Below are 18,400 nucleotides of genomic sequence, written 5' to 3'. Positions count from 1 at the left end.
CACAATGGCCCGGTCAGAGGCGCAGACATGAGGAGGCACCGGGTGACGACCGCTGGACCGCCCGTGAAGGGCCGCGCGACCAAGCAGCGCGCGGCGGTGGCGGCGGCCCTCGACGAGGTCGACGAGTTCCGCAGCGCGCAGGATCTCCACGACATGCTCAAGCACAAGGGCGACTCGGTCGGGCTCACCACCGTCTACCGCACCCTCCAGTCCCTCGCCGAGGCCGGCGAGGTCGATGTCCTGCGCACCTCGGACGGCGAGTCGGTCTACCGCCGCTGCTCGACGGGCGAACACCACCACCACCTCGTCTGCCGCACCTGCGGCAAGGCGGTGGAGGTGGAGGGCCCGGCGGTCGAGAAGTGGGCGGAGGCCATCGCCTCCGAGCACGGCTTCGTCAACGTGGCCCACACGGTGGAGATCTTCGGCACCTGCGCGGACTGCGCGGAAGCCACCGACTGATCCGGACCGCACGACGGAGAACGCCCCCGCCGCACAGGCAGGGGCGTTCTTCATGCGCGCTCGAGAGCTTCAGGGACGGCTACGCCTCCGGATCGCCCTTGATCGCCGCCTCCATGGCCAGCAGCTCCTCGTTGGGCACCGCTCCGCCGAACCGCCGGTCCCGCGAGGCGAATTCCATGCACGCCCGCCACAGGTCCCGGCGGTCGAAGTCGGGCCACAGCACGTCCTGGAAGACCATCTCGGCGTAGGCGCTCTGCCACAGCAGATAGTTGGAGGTGCGCTGTTCACCGCTGGGGCGGAGGAAGAGGTCGACGTCGGGCATGTCGGAGTAGTACAGGTACTTCTGGACCGTCTTCTCCGTGACCTTGGACGGGTCGAGCCGGCCCGCCTTCACGTCCTCGGCGATCGCCTGCGCGGCGTCGGCGATCTCGGCGCGGCCGCCGTAGTTCATGCAGAAGTAGAGGGTCAGACGGTCGTTGTCCTTCGTCTGCTCCTGCGCGATCTGGAGCTCCTTCGCCACCGACTTCCACAGCTTGGGCATGCGCCCGACCCAGCGCACCCGGATGCCCAGCGCGTCGAGCTGGTCGCGGGTCTTGCGGATGAAGTCGCGGTTGAAGTTCATCAGGAAGCGGACCTCGTCGGGCGAGCGCTTCCAGTTCTCGGTGGAGAAGGCGTAGAGCGAGATGTTGCGGACGCCCGCCTCGATCGCCCCCTGGAGCACGTCGAGCACCTGCTCGGCGCCCACCTTGTGCCCCTCGGTACGCGGCAGACCCCGCTCCTTCGCCCAGCGCCCGTTGCCGTCCATGACGATCGCCACGTGCTCGGGGATCAGCTCACCGGGAAGCTTCGGCGCGCGGGCGCCGGACGGGTGCGGGTCCGGCGCCTGGTACTCCCGGCGCCGGCCCCCCAGAAATCCGCGTACGACCATGCTTCTCGTCTCCTCAGCCGTGCTTGCTGCTTACTTCTCTACGTACCGCAGGGAGCGGAGCCCCCGCTCCAGATGCCAGTGCAGGTAGGCGGACACCAGGCCGCTCCCCTCACGGACGTGCCGCGCCTCGGCCGCGTCCGCGGTCTCCCAGTCTCCCGTAAGCAGCGCGCCCAGCAGCATCAGGGTCTGCGGAGAGGGGACCACGCTGCCCGGCACCCGGCAGTCCACGCACACCGAGCCGCCCGAGGCGACCGAGAAGAACCGGTTCGGCCCCGGCATCCCGCACCGCGCGCAGTCCCCGAAGGTCGGCGCGTAGCCGTTGACGGCGAGCGAGCGGAGCAGGAAGGCGTCGAGGACGAGGTTCGAGGCGTGCTCGCCACGGGCGAGGGTCCGCAGCCCGCCGACCAGGAGCAGGTACTGCTGTACGGCGGGCTCGCCCTCGTGGTCGGTGAACCGCTCGGCCGTCTCCAGCATGGCCGTCCCGGCGGTGTAGCGGGAGTAGTCGGTGACGATGCCGCCGCCGTACGGAGCGATCGTCTCGCTCTGGGTGCACAGCGGCAGCCCGCGCCCGACCAGCTCGCTGCCCCGCGCGAAGAACTGCACGTCGACGTGGGAGAACGGCTCCAGCCGGGCCCCGAACTTCGACTTCGTGCGCCGCACACCGCGCGCCACGGCCCGCACCCGGCCGTGGCCACGGGTGAGCAGGGTGATGATCCGGTCCGCCTCACCCAGCTTCTGGGTGCGCAGCACGATGCCGTCGTCGCGGAACAGACTCATGCCGTCCATTCTCGCCCACGTCCGCGACGCCGGAGCCCCGCTTCGGCCCACCCGCCCCCGGCTGTGACCGGCCCCACGCCCGGCCGTCCGACGCCGTCACGGCACCTCGCCCCGGCTGCGCGCGTTCGCGTACGCCGTCGCCGCGCTGATCCGCTCCGCGGGCGTCGCCGCGCGCACCCGGTCCGGCGGTACGTCCCACTCCCGGCCGCCGCCGAGCGGCCGGAGCTGTACGTACGGGCCCTGGTGCCCCATGACGACACCCACTCTGTTCGTGCCGGTGTCCCAGGCGTACGAGCCCAGCGGCGGCCCTGCCGCGCTCACCGCAGGGCCGCTGCGAGCAGCGCGGCCGTCTCCACGGGGCACCGCCCCAGCTCCACCAGCGGGATCGGGGCCTCGCAGGCCAGCGAGATGGGATCCAGCCCGAGCGAGGGCAGTTTGATCCCGGCCTTCTCCAATGCGGTCCGCAATTCCTCGAGGGTTCGCTCCGCTTCCTCGACCCGGTCCGCTGAATCCTGTGTGTTCACTGTCCGCATCACTTCCCTTCCGACACGTTCTTCACGCTTCGTGTCCTCACGGTGACGCTGCACAACTAGACTCGGAAGGGGCCCAGGCCCTACAAGCGCGTGGCAGCACAAGGGGGTTGGCGGTGGCCAACGGTTCACGTCAGGCGGTATGGGAGTTCTTCGGCACGGAGCTGAAGCGGCGCCGGGAGGACGCGGGCCTCACTCAGGCGGAGCTGGGGGCGAGGGTTTTCGTCTCCGGGGGCTACATCGGCCAGTTCGAGCAGGCGATCAGGAAGCCGCAGTTGGATGTGGCTCAGCGGATCGACGAGGTGCTGCAAACCGACGGTATTTTCGAGCGGTTGTGCAGAAAGCTGATCGATGATCCCAGGTATGCGGATTACTTCGCGCAGGTGGTGGAGCTGGAGCAGTTGGCGACGGCGATCTCCGAGTTCGAGCCGACCGTCCTACCTGGCCTTCTCCAGACGCCTGGCTACGCGCGGGCTCTCATTCTGGCGACGCATCCCTTTGCGGCCGACGGGTTCGTCGCCGACAGGGTGACCGCCCGAGTCGAGCGCGCGGCGATCCTCAAGGACGCGGCGCGGCCTTTGTATTGGGCGGTCGTGCATGAGGCGGCGCTCCGCACCTCCGTCGGCGGAGCGGTAGTCGCGGCAGAAGCTCTGGACCACATGGCCGCGCTGTCGCGGCAGCGGAGGGTGTTGTTGCAGGTCTTCCCGTTCGCGGCAGGCGCTCCCGCGAACAACGGCTCACTGCGGCTCATGGAGTTCGACGACGCGCCACCCGTCGCCTATACAGAGACCTCGTTTTCGGGGACTTTGATCGACGACCCGGCCGTGGTGAGGAGGGCCCAGCGCGCATACGATCTGCTCAGGGGCGCCGCGCTGTCGCCGGAGGCATCCCTGGCCCTGATCGAATCGGCGGCTGAGGACCATAGACGATGCACCAGGACGACCTGACCAACGCCCGCTGGCACAAAAGCACTTACAGCAACGGTGACGGCGGCAACTGCGTCGAGGTCGCCGACGGAGTCCCCGGCCTCGTCCCCGTGCGGGACAGCAAGGTCACCGACGGACCCGTACTCCTCCTCGGCGCCACCGCCTGGGCGAACTTCATCGGTGCCGTAAGGCTCTAGTGGCCGCGCAGACCATCCACACCCGGCGCCTCGACATGCTGCCACTGCGGGTGGAGCACGCCGGAGAGATGGCCGGGGTACTGGCCGACCCCGCGCTGCACAGGTTCATCGGCGGGACCCCGTACACCCCGGACGCGCTCGCCGCGCGGTACCGCCGACTCGTCGCCGGCTCCCCCGACGCCGAGGTGACCTGGCTGAACTGGGTGATCCGGCTGCGTGAGGAGTCCTGCCTGACCGGCACCGTCCAGGCGACGCTCGCCGCGAGCGGCACCGCCGAGATCGCGTGGGTGGTGGGCACACCCTGGCAGGGGCGGGGCATCGCCAAGGAGGCCGCGGTGGCCCTGGTCGCCTGGCTCACCGCGCACCCGGCGCACGGCATCACCGCCCACATCCACCCCGACCACCACGCGTCGGCGGCCGTGGCAAGGGCGGCGGGCCTCACCCCCACCCCGGCACGCCAGGACGGCGAGGTCCGCTGGGAGCGGGTGCGCTCCGAGAGAGACCTCGACGCCACAGAAGGCCGCTAGACGGCGGACCTGGACACCAGCACCGGCGCCAAGTACGACGTCTCCACCTCGCCTCACTGGGAGCGCGGTACGGGTACCGGCTCCCGGAAGGTCCTGCCCGCCACCTGAGTGTCCGGCGATATCCCGCCGGACCGCTTGACGTGCCATGGGGTCACGCACCCAGGGAGCCACGTCAGTTGAGGACTCCACGCGACTTCCGGCGGGCAGCGCCCGCCCGAGCGGTCCTCTTCAACGGCGCTTGGCCGCCGAAGGGCGTGTCGAGACGGGAGATTACTCTCCGTAATGTACATCTACGGAAGGTGATCTTGCTCCCTGCTCTGGAGGACTCGTGACACGTCTGCGTAAGTGCCTTGCCCCGCTGGGCTCCGTCGTCGCTCTCGCGGCAACCGCCGTCGTCCCTACGCAGCTTGCCGGGGCGTCCCCGGCCGCCGCCGAGGCGTCGTACGAGTGGGTGGCGCTGGGCGACTCCTACACCGCCGGCGTCATCCCGGCAGCGGGGGACATCTTCGAGATCCCGCGTGACGGCTGCGAGCGCACAGACCGGTCCTACCCGCAGGTCATCGACCGCGACCTCGGCTCGCTGTTCGACCTGACCAACGTGAGCTGCGGCGCGGCCACGATCGAGGACGTCACCTTCCGCGCGCAGCAGCCGGTCGGACGCCACCTTCCGCCGATCTCCGAGGACCCGGACTACCCCTTCCCGGCAGTGCCGCCCCAGTCCGAGGCCGTCAGGGCCGGCACCGACGTGGTCACCGTCGGCGTCGGCGGCAACACCCTCGGATTCGCCGATATCCTCCTCAAGTGCCTGGAACTCGGCTCCGATAGCGGAGGCGTGGGCACCCCCTGCAAGGACGACCTGGCCGCCGGCATCCCCGCCCGGCTGGCGAAGGTGAGCCGCGACTACGACCAGATGCTCACCAAGATCCACGAGCGCGGCCCCAAGGCCAAGATCCTGGCCGTCGGCTACCCCACGGTCATCCCCGCGGACACCTCCAAGTGCGGCTACAACAACCTGGAGCAGTTCGCCTCGATCACCAACGGCGACCTCGACTGGCTGCGCACCGACGTCCTGGAGCCCCTCAACGAGGCGATCGAGAAGTCCGCCGGCGCGCACGCGGCCACCAGCTTCGTCGACCTCTACGACTCCTCGCGGAACCACAGCGTCTGCGACACCGGCAAGTGGGTGGACGGCATCTTCACCCACGTCCCCGACCAAGCCGCCCTCGTCCACCCCAACGCCCGCGGCCACCGCAACGCCGCCGACCACGTCACCTCCGCGATCCTGAACACCATCGGCTGACCACGCGAGGCAGCTCGAGCCACCCACGCGGGGGCTGCCTCCGGCGCTACGCCTGGAGGCAGCCCAGCCCGGCGAGTTGGTCACCGTGTACCGCTTCCGGCGACACGACCGGTGCACCGGCGAAGGGCCGGGACCTAGACCAGCGGGTCGCTCAGCTCGATCGCGCGGAGGGCTGCCGCGATGGCCTGCTCGTCGCCGACGTCCAGCGCGGTGTCGGTCAGTTTGATGACGTGTTCGTCGCCGTGCGCGAGGGCCCGCTCGAAGACTTCGTCGGGGGTGAGGGTGCCCGGTGGGACGTAGGCGGCGGGGGCGCCGGGCGCATACATCGCCGTGACGGCGGCGGACGCCGTCCAGGCGGCCCGCATGGACGGCACCCACAGTTCTCGCGGGAGCGCGGGCAGCGTGCGCAGCACGGCGTTGGGAGCGGTAGCCGCGTGGACCAGCATCGTCGGCTCGCCGTGGGCGTGGGTGGCGTACCGGTGGGTGGCCGCCCGCACGAGTTCGGTGAGCCGGCGGTGGGCCTCGTCCGGGTCGCTGACGTCGGCCGCCCAGACGGGGAGCCCGGTGACGCGGTCGAGCCGGGCGGGAAAGCTGCCGTCCTGTTCGGCGATGGGCGTCACCGCGTCCAGCGCGCCGACCGCGCTGTCGGCGCCGGGCAGCGGGGCGACCCCCTCGACAGGGCGGTGCCGGGCGGCCCAGTAACCGAGCCCGTGCGCGAGCTCGTCGACCCGTGGCCCGGTGTCCTCACCGCTGACCAGCAGCGTCCGCACGGCGTGCCCGACCCGAATCACCGGATGCGCCGAGCCGCCGTACATGCCGGGCAGCAGCCGGGGCCACCACTCGGCGAGCACCTCCCGCCAGGGCCGCTCGGTGACCTCCCGCTGGAAGTAGTCGATCCAGTCGGCGGCCCGCCGTGGATCCCCCAGCGCGGTGGCCCAGTCGGCGGCGGTCACGCGCTCGACTCCGGCCGGGAACTCCTCCAGCTTGTGGGTGTACAGGTCCAGCCACCGATGCACCGACCGGGCTTGCCCGCGCGCGGCGAGCGCCTCCACGGCCATCGGCGCGTGATTGGTGAGCCGCCCCATCCGCTCCGGCCCCGATACGTGCAGCCGCTCCAGCGCCTCGTCGAGAATGCCTGTCGTATCCATGGCGAGGACGGTAGAGCGGCGCACGAGGGCGGCGTAACGGCCGGAAGACCTAGTCCCGGACCTAGGCCCCGCGTCCGGGTCACGACCACGGCACCTCGAACCGCGCACCGGTCCGGTCGCACGTGACGCTCACGGATGGCCGTCGGTCGAGCCCGACGCAGGCCGCGCTTTCGGCGATGTCGCTCTGTTCCACCTAGCCGCTGCGGCCGACGTCGGGGGTCAGCGGCCAGATGGGCCCGCTGTCCGCGAGTACGGTCATGGCGCCGGTGAGCGCGTCGAACACGGCCCCTTCCCGCTCAGGACGGCATCCGCGCCGCCGTCAGCACCCGCTCGACCACCTCGGCCGGGAGCAGCAGGGACTCGCCGACCGTCGTCAGGGTGGCGTGTTCTGCGGGGGTGTAGGGGCCGTCCGCGAGGGCGATGAGGGCCGCGTCCAGGAGGAGGGCCTCCCGGCCCGCAGCGGCCAGGTGGGGGGCCAGGGCCGTCAGGGGGGCGCGGGGGTCGCCGCCGTCGAGGGTCAGGGCGAGACGTTCCGCCGCGTCCTCCTCGCAGCCCGCCGCGCGCAGCGTCGCCGCCGCCGTGTCCAGCGCGGCGCGCGACCCCGTGCCACCGGCCGCCAGTACCGCGGCGGCCAATGCGTGGACCGCCTCGCGGAGCAGGACGGAGAGTCGGCGGGTGGTGGGGTGGTCGAGGGTGTCGACGCCGAAGCGGTGGAGGCAGCAGGCGCATTCCACGACCGGCTCGGTCGTCCCTCGCGCCAGGACGGGCACCCCGAACAGGGTGAGGCGCTCGCGGCCGGCCAGGCGCTGGTAGTTGCGGTCGCCGCCGCAGCCGGGGCAGAAGAACTCCCCGTCGCCCTGCGGTGTCCAGGCGGTGCGGGAGCCCAGGATGTGCCGGACGAACCCGGTGGCTCGGCCGTCTCGTCCCCGTACTGGCAGCACGTCGCACCTCCGCACGTAACCACGCGGCAACATCGCCGCGCTGGCGTGATGTTAGCCACATCACGGAGCCCGAGTCAGCACCCCGTACGAGACCGGTCCGTGACCTGGGGCGTTCTCCGGCCGGAAGACGACGGTGCCCCGGCCGCCGTATACAGGGGCCGGGGCACCGAAGAGGCCGGTCGGAGCGGCGTCAGCGGGTCGCGCGGTTCACCGCCGACACCACCGCCTTGAGTGACGCACGTGTCGTGTTCGCGTCGATGCCGATGCCCCACAGCACCTTGTCGCCGATCGCGCACTCGATGTAGGAGGCGGCCTGCGCGGAGGCGCCCTCGCTCATCGTGTGCTCCTGGTAGTCCAGCAGGCGTACGTCCACGCCGACGGACTGCAGGGCGTCGAAGAAGGCCGAGATCGGGCCGTTGCCCGAGCCGGTCAGGACCGTGTCGGCGCCGTCCACCGTCGCCTCGACCGTCAGCGTGTCCACGCCGTCCGTGTCGGTGGTCGACTGGCCCGTACGGACCTGGACGCGGCCCCAGGGGTTCTCCGGGTTCGGCAGGTACTCGTCCTGGAAGGCGGCCCAGATGTCACGGGGCGTGATCTCGCCGCCCTCGGCGTCCGTCTTCGCCTGGATGATCTTCGAGAACTCGATCTGCATCCGGCGCGGCAGTTCCAGCTTGTGGTCGTTCTTCAGGACGTAGGAGATCCCGCCCTTGCCGGACTGCGAGTTGACCCGGATCACGGCCTCGTAGGAGCGGCCGACGTCCTTGGGGTCGATGGGCAGGTACGGCACCGCCCACTCCAGGGCGCCCACGCCGACACCCTTGGCGGCCGCGTCGGCCTCCATCGCGTCGAAGCCCTTCTTGATGGCGTCCTGGTGGGAGCCGGAGAAGGACGTGTAGACCAGGTCGCCCACGTACGGGTGGCGCGGGTGGACCTCCATCTGGTTGCAGTACTCCCACGTACGACGGATCTCGTCGATGTCGGAGAAGTCGATCTGCGGGTCGACGCCCTGCGAGAACAGGTTCATGCCCAGCGTGACCAGGTCGACGTTGCCGGTGCGCTCGCCCTGCCCGAACAGGCAGCCCTCGACGCGGTCGGCGCCGGCCATCAGCGCCAGCTCGGCGGCCGCCACCGCCGTGCCCCGGTCGTTGTGCGGGTGCACGGACAGGACGACGTGCTCGCGGCGGGAGAGGTTGCGGTGCATCCACTCGAACCGGTCGGCGTGCGTGGACGGGGTCGAACGCTCCACCGTGGCGGGCAGGTTGAGGATGATCTCCCGGCCCGGACCCGGCTGGTAGACGTCCATCACCGCCTCGCAGACCTCCAGCGCGAAGTCCAGCTCGGTGTCCGTGAAGATCTCCGGGCTGTACTGGTACCCGAACTCGGTCTCGGGGCCCAGCAGCTTCTCCGCGTACTCCACGACCAGGCGGGTGCCGTCGACGGCGATCTGCTTGATGTCCTCCTTGGAGCCCCGGAAGACCACGCGGCGGAAGACGGGCGCGGTGGCGTTGTACAGGTGGACGGTGGCGCGGCGGGCGCCCTTCAGGGACTCCACGGTTCGCTCGATCAGGTCCTCGCGGGCCTGGGTGAGGACGGAGATCGTCACGTCCTCGGGGATCGCGCCCTCCTCCTCGATGATGGAGCGCACGAAGTCGAAGTCGGTCTGGCCCGAGGCGGGGAAGCCGACCTCGATCTCCTTGTAGCCCATCTTCACGAGCTGGTCGAACATGCGCCGCTTGCGCTCGGGCGACATGGGGTCGATCAGGGCCTGGTTGCCGTCGCGCAGGTCGGTGGAGAGCCAGCGGGGGGCGGCGGTGACGCGCTTGCCGGGCCAGGTGCGGTCAGGGATGTCGACCTGGTCGTACTGACCGTAGCGGTGGGTCGGCATGGGGCTGGGCTGCTGGCGGTTCGCCATGATCGCGTGGGCTCCTCGGAAAAGTCCGGTTGGACGGCCGACGACGCAACGCCAGAGCACCGCGGGGAGGGGGTCGGCCTTGTCTACAGGCCCTCACCGCGGCAACTAAGGAGAAGCAGCCCGAAACGCATGATGCTGTGCAGCCTAGCCGAGCCTCCACGGACGCGCGGGGCCGTATCAGCATGCGGAACCGGGCGGGGTGACGAGGGGCCATACCACCCGGTGACGCGGAGTGACGAGAGATATCACCGTATTTCATCAATCACGGTTACTGCTAGTGACTTTGGTGTCGCGCAGTGCGAGCATTTTGGGTATGACGACCAACGGGGGCCTCGAGCCCGTCTTCTGCACGATCGTGCCGCCGCACCTTCTCGACAAGCTCGCCCGCGACTCCGACCCGGCACTGTCCGGTCCCGCCCGCCGCTCCCTGCAGCGGGACGCGTTCGAGCGCACCCGCCGGCGGCTGACCACCGTGATCGGCGCGCAGGCGGTCGCCGCCGCGGCGGCCGAGGGGGACCAGCCGGACCGCACCATCTACGACGCCGAGCACACCCAGGACCTGCCCGGCAAGAAGGTCCGCGAGGAGGGCTCCGAGCCGGGCGGCGACGCCACGGTCAACCGCGCCTACGCGGGCCTGGGCGCCACCTTCGAGCTGTATCTGAAGGTGTACGGCCGCCGCTCCATCGACGGTGAGGGCCTCCCGCTCCAGGCCACGGTCCACTTCGACAAGGACTACGACAACGCCTTCTGGAACGGCGAGCAGATGGTGTTCGGCGACGGGGACGGCGAGATCTTCCTCGACTTCACCATCCCGGTCGACGTCATCGGCCACGAGCTGACCCACGGCGTCACCCAGTACACCGCGAACCTGGCCTACTTCGGCCAGTCCGGCGCGCTCAACGAGTCGCTCTCCGACGTCTTCGGCTCGCTGATCAAGCAGTACACGCTCCGCCAGACCGCCGCCGACGCGGACTGGCTGATCGGCGCCGGCCTGCTCGCGCCCCGCGTCCAGGGCGAGGCCCTGCGCTCGATGAAGGCACCGGGCACGGCCTACGACGACGACGTGCTCGGCAAGGACCCCCAACCCGCCGACATGGAGCACTACGTCCACACCGGCCGGGACAACGGCGGCGTGCACATCAACTCCGGCATCCCGAACCACGCCTTCTACATCGCGGCCACCGCGATCGGCGGCTACGCCTGGGAGAAGACCGGCCAGATCTGGTACGACGTGCTGACCGGCGGCAAGCTGAAGGAGGACGCCCAGTTCGCCGACTTCGCCACCCTGACCGTGAAGGCCGCCCGCGAGCGGTTCGGCGCGGGCGCCGAACTCCAGGCCGTGGAGAAGGCGTGGGAGGAAGTGGGGGTGCAGACGCTGTAGCCGCCGGTACCGGACACTGGGGCCATGCGTATCCAAGTACGGCGCACGGGCGGCTTCGCGGGCATCGAGCGGCAGGCCGAGGTCGACACCTCGGGGCGCGCCGACGCCCAGGAGTGGCGCACCCTGGCCGACCGCGCCCTGGCCGCCGCGCCGGACGCCCCTTTGGCGGGCGTCCCGGACGGCTTCCACTACGAGATCACGGTGGACGGCCACACCGTCCACGCGGCCGACCCCCGGCTGACCGAGGCCCAGCGGGAGCTGGTGTCGCGGGTGCTGAAAGAGGGGGCCTAGGAAGCCCGTTCCGCGAGGAACTCCTCCCAGGTGCGCTTGCCCGTGTCCGCGCCGGTGAGCGTCAGGTTGTCGCCCGCGCGGTAGGCACGGCCCGCCTTGCCGGGGATGCGGACCGGCAGCATCGGGCGGCGCTTGCCGTGGGCCGCCAGGTAGCCGCGGGCCAGTTCGGCGAGTCCGTACACCTGGGGTCCGGCGAGGTCGGGGACGAGTCCGGCCGGGGTGCCGAGGGTGAGGTCGGCGAGGCGGGCGGCCACGTCCCGGGAGTCGACCGGCTGGAGGCGCAGCCCGCCCGGAACCGGGAAGACCGGCAGCTTGGCCATCGACTCGACCGTCTTCAGGGTGAGTTCGTGGAACTGGGCCGCCCGCAGCGTGGTCCACGGCAGCCCGGACCCGGCGATCGCCTGCTCGGCGGCCAGCTTCGACCTGAGCCAGGCGAGCGGCACCCGGTCGGCGCCGATGACGGAGATGTACACGAGGTGTCGCACGTCGGCGGCTCGCGCGGCGCGCACCAGGTTGCGAGTGGCGGTGTCGTCGCCCTTGGGGCCGCCCGCGAGGTGGAGCACGGTGCCGATGCCGTCCAGGGCGGCGTCGAGTCCGGTGCCGGTGAGGAGGTCGACGGCGACGTGGTCGCTGCCGTCCCCGCCGCTCCGGCTGAGGACGCGTACCTCGCGGCCGGCCTCCCGCAGCAGGGGGACGACATGGCGGCCGAGCGTGCCGGTGCCACCGGTGACCAGGACGGCTGATGCGCTGGAGGTCATGACTGCTCCCAGTTTCGCGGGAACCGGAACGTCTGCGTCCTGGTCCCCCGGGCGGGTTCTCGGTGTTCTACTTCCGTGACACCCCGCGCGGAAGGAATGTGACAGGTGGGCGACGGCGCATGGTCGGCGGAACTGTTCGAGGGGCATCGGGCGCGGCTGCGGGCGGTGGCGTACCGGATGCTCGGCTCGGTGAGCGAGGCCGACGACGCCGTGCAGGAGACCTGGCTGCGGGCCGACCGGGCGGGCGCCGACGGGGTGGAGAACGTCGCGGGGTGGCTGACCACGATCGTCGGGCGGGTGTGCCTGAACCTGCTGCGCACCCGTGAGCGGCAGCGCGAGGAGCCGTTCGACGCCCGGCCCGCCGATCCGGTCACCGGGCCGCGGGACGGGGGCGCCCCGGAGGACGAGGCGGTGCTGGCCGACTCGGTCGGGGTGGCGCTGCTGGTGGTGCTGGACCGGCTCTCCCCGGCGGAGCGGCTGGCGTTCGTGCTGCACGACCTTTTCGCGGTGCCGTTCGACGAGATCGGCCCGCTGCTGGACCGTTCCCCGGCCGCCGTGCGGCAGTTGGCGAGCCGCGCCCGGCGCCGGGTCAAGGGCGAAGGGCCGCTGCCGGAGGGCGATCCGGTCCGGCGGCGTCATGCGGTCGAGGCGTTCCTGGCGGCCACGCGGGGCGGGGACTTCGACGCGCTGGTGGGTCTGCTCCACCCGGACGTGGTGCTGCGCGCCGACCGGTTCGTGGTCCCGACCCCGGAGCCGGTCACGGTCCAGGGTGCCGCCACGGTCGCGCGGGGCGCGATGGCGGCCACCGGCCGGGCCCTGTTCACCGGTCTCGCCCTGCTGGACGGCTCGGTCGGCCTGGTCATGGCTCCGCGGGGCCGCCTGGCCCTGGTGCTCGTCTTCACCTTCGCCGACGACGGCCGGATCTCCGGGATCCAGGTCGTCGCCGACCGGGAGCGGCTCGCCGCGCTCGGCATCGCACCGTTGGACGACCGACCGGGGCGTTGACTCGGGGGGACCGGGTGCGGATGATCCGGCCATGGTGACGGACGCGCACGGCCCGGTCCCCCGCTTCCCCGACGGCTTCCAGTGGGGGGTGTCCACCTCGGCGCACCAGATCGAGGGGGCCGCCGGCCTGCGCGAGCCGTCCGTGTGGGACGTGTTCACCGTCGAGCCCGGCCGGGTGAAGGACGGTTCCACGGCCGCCGTGGCCTGCGACCACTACCACCGCTACCCGGAGGACGTGGCCCTGCTGGCCGGCCTCGGCGTGGACGCGTACCGCTTCTCGATCTCCTGGCCGCGCGTGAACTCCCCCGGCGGCCTGGACTTCTACGACCGGCTGGTGGACGCGCTGTGCGAGACGGGCGTCCGACCCGTACCCACGCTCTTCCACTGGGACCTGCCCGCCTCGCTGGACTGGCTGGAACGGGACACCGCGTACCGGTTCGCGGACCACGTCTCACGCGTCGCGGACCGGCTCGGGGACCGCGTGCCGCAGTGGATCACTCTCAACGAGCCCGCCGAGCACACCCTGCTGGGGCACGCGCTCGGCGTCCACGCGCCGGGCAGGCGCTTGCTCTTCGACGCGCTTCCGGCCGCCCACCACCAACTCCTCGGCCACGGACTGGCGGTACGCGCCCTGCGCGCGGCCGGGGCGGGGAGCGTCGGCATCGCCAACTCGCACGGCCCCACCTGGCCCGCCTCCGCCGACCCGGCCGACCAGGAGGCGGCCGCCTTCTACGACCTCCTGCTGAACCGGATGTTCGCGGAGCCGGTCATCCTGGGCCGCTACCCGGACGGCATCGGGGAGTTGATGCCGGGTGATCCCGAGGCGGACGCCCGGATCATCGGGGAGCCGGTGGACTGGTACGGCGTCAACTACTACGCGCCGGCCCGGGTGGGCGCCCCGCAGGGCACCGACACCGAGTTCGGCGGCGTCACGGTCCCGGCCGAACTCCCCTTCACGCTCAGGGAGATCGAGGGGTACCCGGTGACCGACTTCGGCTGGCCCGTCGTCCCCGAGGGCCTGACCGAGCTGCTCACCGGCTTCCGCGACCGCTACGGCGACCGGCTCCCGCCGGTCGTCATCACCGAGAACGGGTGCTCGTACGAGGGCCTGGACGACCAGGAGCGCATCGCCTACCTGGACGCCCATGTCCGCGCCCTGCACGGGGCGTCGACCGCCGGGGTCGACGTGCGCGGCTACTTCGTCTGGTCCCTGCTGGACAACTTCGAGTGGGCCGAGGGCTACGCCCGCCGCTTCGGCCTGGTCCACGTGGACTTCGCCACCGGGGAACGCACCCCGAAGGCGTCGTACCACTGGTACCGCGCGCTGCTGCGGGCGCAGCGGCGCTGAAGGCTCAGAACCCGAGCTTGCGGAGCTGCTTGGGGTCGCGCTGCCAGTCCTTGGCGACCTTCACATGGAGGTCGAGGAAGACGGGGGTGCCGAGCAGGGCCTCGATCTGCTTGCGGGACTTGATGCCCACGTCCTTCAGCCGCTTGCCCTTGGGGCCGATGATGATGCCCTTCTGGCTGGGCCGCTCGATGTAGACGTTGGCGTGGATGTCGAGCAGCGGCTTGTCGGCCGGGCGGTCCTCGCGCGGCAGCATCTCCTCGACGACCACGGCGATGGAGTGCGGCAGCTCGTCGCGCACACCCTCCAGCGCGGCCTCGCGGATCAGCTCCGCGATCATGACCTGCTCGGGCTCGTCGGTGAGGTCGCCCTCGGGGTAGAGCGCCGGGCCCTCGGGGAGCAGCGGGACGATCAGGTCGGCCAGCAGGCCCACCTGCTTGCCGCCGGTCGCCGACACCGGCACGATCTCGGCCCACTCGAAGCCCAGCTCCTTGCCGAGCTGGTCGATGGCGATGAGCTGCTCGGCGAGGGTCTTGGAGTCGACCAGGTCGGTCTTGGTGACGATGGCGACCTTGGGGGTCTTCTTGATCCCGGCCAGCTCCTTGGCGATGAAGCGGTCGCCGGGGCCGATCTTCTCGTTCGCCGGGAGGCAGAAGCCGATCACGTCGACCTCGGCCCAGGTGGTGCGCACCACGTCGTTCAGCCGCTCGCCGAGCAGCGTGCGCGGCTTGTGCAGGCCGGGGGTGTCGACCAGGATCAACTGGGCGTCGTCCCGGTGCACGATGCCGCGCACCGTGTGCCGGGTCGTCTGCGGCTGGTCGGCGGTGATGGCCACCTTCTGCCCGACCAGAGCGTTCGTGAGGGTGGACTTGCCCGCGTTGGGACGGCCCACGAAGCACGCGAAGCCTGCGCGGTGGGCATTGTCGCCCGACCGCTCGGATGACTGGGTACGAACGCTCATGCCGACCATTCTCCCTGATCCTCGGGCCCGCGCCGCACCGGCGTCCGAAGCACCCCCGTCACCTGCGTCTCCGCTCGACCGCGCGGGCCGAAACACCATGGAAACGCCCCTGTAGGCGCCCGGAAACGCACACCCGTGAACCTCTGACGAGCCCCGCTCCCCCGGACCGCTGGAGACGCCCGTGACCCTCGCCGCCGCGCACGCCGACTCCGGCGACACCGCCTGGCTGCTCGCCGCCACCGCGCTGGTGCTGCTGATGACACCGGGCCTGGCCCTGTTCTACGGCGGCATGGTCCGCGCGAAGAGCGTCCTCAACATGCTGATGATGAGCTTCGTGTCGATCGCCCTGGTCACGGTGGTGTGGCTGGCGGCCGGCTACTCCCTCGCCTTCACCGACGACCTCGGCGGCGGCCTGCTCGGCGGCCTGGGCAACGCCGGGATGGCGCATCTGACCCCGGACAGCGTGCACGGCACGGTGCCGACCCTGCTCTTCGCCACCTTCCAGCTCACCTTCGCGATCATCACGGCGGCCCTGATCAGCGGTGCGGTCGCGGACCGCACCCGGTTCGGGGCGTGGCTGGTGCTGGTCCCGGTGTGGACGCTGCTGGTATACGTTCCGGTCACCCACTGGGTGTGGGGGCCGGGCGGGTGGATCGGCGCGAAACTGGGGGCGCTGGACTTCGCGGGCGGTCTGCCGGTCGAGATCACGTCCGGCGCCTCGGGGCTCGCCCTGTGCCTGGTCCTCGGACCCCGGCTGGGCTTTAAGAAAGACGCCATGCGCCCGCACAGCCTGCCGATGGTGATGCTCGGCGCCGGGCTGCTGTGGTTCGGCTGGTTCGGCTTCAACGCGGGCTCCGCGCTCGGCGCGAACGGCCTCGCCGCCGCCGCCTTCCTCAACACCCTCACCGCCGGCTGCACCGGCCTGCTGGGCTGGCTCCTGGTCGAGCAGAGGCGCGGCCACCCCACCACCCTGGGCGCGGCCTCCGGCGCGGTCGCGGGCCTGGTCGCCATCACCCCGTCCTGCGGCACGGTCTCGCTGCTGGGCGCGCTGGTCGTCGGCCTGGCCGCGGGTGTCGTCTGCTCGTACGCCGTGGGGTGGAAGTTCAAGCTGAACTTCGACGACTCCCTCGACGTCGTCGGCGTCCACCTGGTCGGCGGGGTGATCGGCACCCTGCTGATCGGCCTGTTCGCGGACAAGGCCATGACCGGCGGCCCGGAGGGCCTGTTCCACGGCGGTGGGCTCGCGCTGCTGGGCCGACAGCTCGTCGCGGTCCTCGCGGTCGCCGGGTACGCCTTCGCGGTGACGTACGGGCTGGGCAAGCTGCTCGACCGGACGCTGGGGCTGCGCGCGAGCGAGGAGGAGGAACGCACCGGTCTGGACCTTACGGTGCACGCCGAGACGGCCTACGATCACGGGGTCCTGGGCCATGGCGCCCCCGTCGCCCCCGTCCGGAAGGCCGAGAGCCCCGCATGAAGCTCATCACCGCCGTCGTGAAGCCGTACCGACTGGACGAGGTGAAGTCCGCCCTGCGCGACCTCGGCATCGACGGCCTCACCGTCACCGAGGCCAGCGGCTACGGCCGCCAGCGCGGCCACACCGAGGTGTACCGGGGCGCGGAGTACCAGGTCGACCTGGTGCCGAAGGTCCGGCTGGAGCTGGTCGTGGAGGACGCGGTGGCCGAGCAGGCGATCGACGCCATCGTCGAGGCCGCGCGGACGGGCAAGATCGGCGACGGCAAGGTGTGGTCCGTGCCGGTGGAGACGGTGGTGAGGGTGAGGACCGGCGAGCGGGGGCCGGACGCGCTGTAGGAAGTCCCCACCCTCCCGGAATCAGCGGGTGGAGACGGTGAGCCGGACGACCCCGTCGGCCCCGGCGAGCAGCACCGGCGTGCCCGCGCCGCCGAGGTCACCGACCGCGGCCAGATCCTCGGCGGAGACCGACTCCGCCTCGCTGACGATCGCCGCCGCCTCCAGGGACTCCGCCCCCGAAGCCACCGCCATGGCCACGGCGGTACGCAGCGCGCTCAGCCGGAGCGAGGGGAGCGACACGGAGCCGGCCGTATAGGTCCGCCCCGTCGAGTCCCGTACGGCGGCGCCCTCCGGCACTCCGTTGCGTGCCCGCACGGACCGCGCCAGAGTCACGATCTTCCGGTCCTCAGGATCAAGTTCGTTCTCGCTCATGCCCCGAGCATACGAACCCGGTCCCCCGCCCCCGCCAGCCACTCCAGCTTCGCCGCGGTGTCCGCCTCCGCCAGCGGGGTGTGCAGCACGATCAGCAGGTCGGGCCGGGCGGGCACCCGCATCACCGTGGACTCCACGACCAGCAGCCCCACCCGCGGATGCATCAGCTCCTTGCGGATCTGCCCCTGGTCCTCGATGTCCCGCTCGGCCCACAGCGCGGTGAACTCCGGACTTGCGGCGCTCACTTCGGCCAGCACCGCCTGGAACCCCTCGTCCCCGGGGTCGGCCGCGCAGGCGGCCCGGAACTGCGCGACGACGGTGCGCGCGTTGGTCTCCCAGCTCAGGGTGCGGGTCCGGAACAGCGGGTCGGCGAAGAAGTCGACCAGGCAGTTGCGGGTGGTGGGCCCCTGCCCCATGGCGAACACCGCGGCCGCCGCGTCGTTGTACATCACGCAGTTGTAGTAGCGGTCCATGATGTGCGCCGGGTACGGCATCCAGGTGTCGATCAGCCGCCGCAGCCCGTCGCACATGTCCCGCCGGTCCGGCACGACTTCGGGCGCGGGAGGGTTGAGTCCCGCCAGCAGGTACAGGTGCCGCCGCTCGGCGTCGCTCAGCCGCAGCACCCGCGAGACCGCGTCGAGCACCTGCGGGGAGACGGAGATGTCCCGCCCCTGCTCCAGCCACTGGTACCAGGAGGCACCCACCCCGGCCAGCACGGCGACCTCCTCCCGGCGCAGGCCGGGCGTACGGCGCCGGGCTCCGCCGAGCGGCAAACCGGCCTCCTGCGGGGTGATCCGGGCGCGCCGGGTCATCAGGAACTCCCGCAGCTCGCT

Annotated in this window: 23 protein-coding genes; 11 read left to right on the top strand and 12 right to left on the bottom strand. The window is 71.5% G+C overall.

The window, feature by feature from the left end; translation table 11 throughout:
• Positions 1 to 42: 42 nt before the first annotated feature.
• The gene (locus tag HEK131_RS05810; RefSeq protein ID WP_279614246.1) at positions 43 to 459 is read left to right on the top strand and encodes a Fur family transcriptional regulator; all 417 of its coding nucleotides are present in this window, start codon (positions 43 to 45) and stop codon (positions 457 to 459) included.
• Between the two features lie 79 nt (positions 460 to 538).
• Here HEK131_RS05810 and HEK131_RS05805 read toward each other — a convergent pair whose 3' ends face one another.
• From HEK131_RS05805 to HEK131_RS05790, 4 genes are all read right to left on the bottom strand, one after another.
• Positions 539 to 1,387: an isoprenyl transferase gene (locus HEK131_RS05805; protein WP_217463413.1), complete on the bottom strand. Its 849-nt coding sequence runs from the start codon at positions 1,385 to 1,387 to the stop codon at positions 539 to 541.
• A gap of 30 nt (positions 1,388 to 1,417) precedes the next feature.
• Positions 1,418 to 2,164: a DNA repair protein RecO gene (gene recO / locus HEK131_RS05800; protein ID WP_030814776.1), complete on the bottom strand. Its 747-nt coding sequence runs from the start codon at positions 2,162 to 2,164 to the stop codon at positions 1,418 to 1,420.
• Positions 2,165 to 2,260: 96 nt separating this feature from the next.
• Positions 2,261 to 2,485, bottom strand: a complete 225-nt coding sequence (locus HEK131_RS05795) for a hypothetical protein (protein WP_217463459.1) — start codon at positions 2,483 to 2,485, stop codon at positions 2,261 to 2,263.
• Complete coding sequence (locus HEK131_RS05790) at positions 2,482 to 2,631, bottom strand: hypothetical protein (protein ID WP_374201486.1); 150 nt, start codon at positions 2,629 to 2,631, stop codon at positions 2,482 to 2,484. The genes HEK131_RS05795 and HEK131_RS05790 overlap by 4 nt, the downstream gene beginning before the upstream one ends.
• A gap of 179 nt (positions 2,632 to 2,810) precedes the next feature.
• On the opposite strand from HEK131_RS05790, the gene HEK131_RS05785 reads away from it, so the two are divergent.
• From HEK131_RS05785 to HEK131_RS05770, 4 genes are all read left to right on the top strand, one after another.
• On the top strand, positions 2,811 to 3,641 hold the full coding sequence (locus HEK131_RS05785) for a helix-turn-helix domain-containing protein (protein ID WP_244333894.1): 831 nt from the start codon (positions 2,811 to 2,813) through the stop codon (positions 3,639 to 3,641).
• Positions 3,623 to 3,817, top strand: coding sequence for a DUF397 domain-containing protein (locus tag HEK131_RS05780; protein ID WP_244333893.1), 195 nt, complete (start codon positions 3,623 to 3,625; stop codon positions 3,815 to 3,817). The genes HEK131_RS05785 and HEK131_RS05780 overlap by 19 nt, the downstream gene beginning before the upstream one ends.
• Positions 3,818 to 3,852: 35 nt before the next feature.
• Positions 3,853 to 4,344, top strand: a complete 492-nt coding sequence (locus tag HEK131_RS05775; protein WP_244451950.1) for a GNAT family N-acetyltransferase — start codon at positions 3,853 to 3,855, stop codon at positions 4,342 to 4,344.
• A gap of 328 nt (positions 4,345 to 4,672) precedes the next feature.
• Positions 4,673 to 5,644: an SGNH/GDSL hydrolase family protein gene (locus HEK131_RS05770; RefSeq protein ID WP_244333892.1), complete on the top strand. Its 972-nt coding sequence runs from the start codon at positions 4,673 to 4,675 to the stop codon at positions 5,642 to 5,644.
• 134 nt (positions 5,645 to 5,778) lie between these two features.
• Here the strand turns inward: HEK131_RS05770 and HEK131_RS05765 are convergent, their stop codons facing one another.
• The 4 genes from HEK131_RS05765 to leuA form a co-directional block, all read right to left on the bottom strand.
• Positions 5,779 to 6,792, bottom strand: coding sequence for a questin oxidase family protein (locus HEK131_RS05765; protein WP_244333891.1), 1,014 nt, complete (start codon positions 6,790 to 6,792; stop codon positions 5,779 to 5,781).
• Positions 6,793 to 6,985: 193 nt separating this feature from the next.
• Positions 6,986 to 7,075, bottom strand: coding sequence for a DUF3052 domain-containing protein (locus HEK131_RS05760; protein ID WP_244333890.1), 90 nt, complete (start codon positions 7,073 to 7,075; stop codon positions 6,986 to 6,988).
• A 13-nt stretch (positions 7,076 to 7,088) separates the two neighbouring features.
• Complete coding sequence (locus tag HEK131_RS05755; RefSeq protein ID WP_244333889.1) at positions 7,089 to 7,733, bottom strand: zinc ribbon domain-containing protein; 645 nt, start codon at positions 7,731 to 7,733, stop codon at positions 7,089 to 7,091.
• A 190-nt stretch (positions 7,734 to 7,923) separates the two neighbouring features.
• Positions 7,924 to 9,645 carry a 2-isopropylmalate synthase gene (gene leuA / locus HEK131_RS05750; RefSeq protein WP_244333888.1) on the bottom strand — a complete coding sequence of 574 codons (1,722 nt, stop codon included), beginning with the start codon at positions 9,643 to 9,645 and terminating at the stop codon, positions 7,924 to 7,926.
• 313 nt (positions 9,646 to 9,958) lie between these two features.
• Here leuA and HEK131_RS05745 point away from each other — a divergent pair, with 313 nt between their 5' ends.
• Positions 9,959 to 11,026: a M4 family metallopeptidase gene (locus HEK131_RS05745; protein WP_244333887.1), complete on the top strand. Its 1,068-nt coding sequence runs from the start codon at positions 9,959 to 9,961 to the stop codon at positions 11,024 to 11,026.
• 24 nt (positions 11,027 to 11,050) lie between these two features.
• On the top strand, positions 11,051 to 11,317 hold the full coding sequence (locus HEK131_RS05740) for a protealysin inhibitor emfourin (protein ID WP_244333886.1): 267 nt from the start codon (positions 11,051 to 11,053) through the stop codon (positions 11,315 to 11,317).
• On the opposite strand, the gene HEK131_RS05735 is transcribed toward HEK131_RS05740, so the two are convergent.
• Positions 11,314 to 12,075 carry an SDR family oxidoreductase gene (locus tag HEK131_RS05735; protein WP_244333885.1) on the bottom strand — a complete coding sequence of 254 codons (762 nt, stop codon included), beginning with the start codon at positions 12,073 to 12,075 and terminating at the stop codon, positions 11,314 to 11,316. The genes HEK131_RS05740 and HEK131_RS05735 overlap by 4 nt on opposite strands.
• A 105-nt stretch (positions 12,076 to 12,180) precedes the next feature.
• Here HEK131_RS05735 and HEK131_RS05730 point away from each other — a divergent pair, with 105 nt between their 5' ends.
• Together HEK131_RS05730 and HEK131_RS05725 are read left to right on the top strand one after the other, a co-directional pair.
• Positions 12,181 to 13,080 carry a sigma-70 family RNA polymerase sigma factor gene (locus tag HEK131_RS05730; protein ID WP_279614245.1) on the top strand — a complete coding sequence of 300 codons (900 nt, stop codon included), beginning with the start codon at positions 12,181 to 12,183 and terminating at the stop codon, positions 13,078 to 13,080.
• Between the two features lie 31 nt (positions 13,081 to 13,111).
• Positions 13,112 to 14,428 (top strand): GH1 family beta-glucosidase, encoded by a 1,317-nt coding sequence (locus HEK131_RS05725; RefSeq protein ID WP_244333884.1) that lies wholly within the window; start codon positions 13,112 to 13,114, stop codon positions 14,426 to 14,428.
• A 4-nt stretch (positions 14,429 to 14,432) separates the two neighbouring features.
• Here the strand turns inward: HEK131_RS05725 and era are convergent, their stop codons facing one another.
• Positions 14,433 to 15,386, bottom strand: a complete 954-nt coding sequence (gene era / locus HEK131_RS05720) for a GTPase Era (protein WP_217463400.1) — start codon at positions 15,384 to 15,386, stop codon at positions 14,433 to 14,435.
• Positions 15,387 to 15,567: 181 nt separating this feature from the next.
• Here era and HEK131_RS05715 point away from each other — a divergent pair, with 181 nt between their 5' ends.
• Entirely contained in the window at positions 15,568 to 16,860 is a 1,293-nt protein-coding gene (locus HEK131_RS05715; protein ID WP_244333883.1) for an ammonium transporter, read from the top strand.
• Positions 16,857 to 17,195 (top strand): P-II family nitrogen regulator, encoded by a 339-nt coding sequence (locus tag HEK131_RS05710; RefSeq protein ID WP_161148726.1) that lies wholly within the window; start codon positions 16,857 to 16,859, stop codon positions 17,193 to 17,195. The genes HEK131_RS05715 and HEK131_RS05710 overlap by 4 nt, the downstream gene beginning before the upstream one ends.
• Before the next feature lie 21 nt (positions 17,196 to 17,216).
• On the opposite strand, the gene HEK131_RS05705 is transcribed toward HEK131_RS05710, so the two are convergent.
• Together HEK131_RS05705 and HEK131_RS05700 are read right to left on the bottom strand one after the other, a co-directional pair.
• Positions 17,217 to 17,567, bottom strand: a complete 351-nt coding sequence (locus HEK131_RS05705) for a cytidine deaminase (protein WP_244333882.1) — start codon at positions 17,565 to 17,567, stop codon at positions 17,217 to 17,219.
• Complete coding sequence (locus tag HEK131_RS05700) at positions 17,564 to 18,379, bottom strand: helix-turn-helix transcriptional regulator (RefSeq protein ID WP_244451948.1); 816 nt, start codon at positions 18,377 to 18,379, stop codon at positions 17,564 to 17,566. Before HEK131_RS05700 ends, HEK131_RS05705 begins: the two co-directional genes overlap by 4 nt.
• Between the last annotated feature and the right edge of the window lie 21 nt (positions 18,380 to 18,400).

It is taken from the genome of Streptomyces seoulensis (genome assembly GCF_022846655.1).
Classification (GTDB): domain Bacteria; phylum Actinomycetota; class Actinomycetes; order Streptomycetales; family Streptomycetaceae; genus Streptomyces.
The sequence above is the reverse complement of the archived record's forward strand: the minus strand, read 5'-3'. Positions and strand labels throughout refer to the sequence as shown.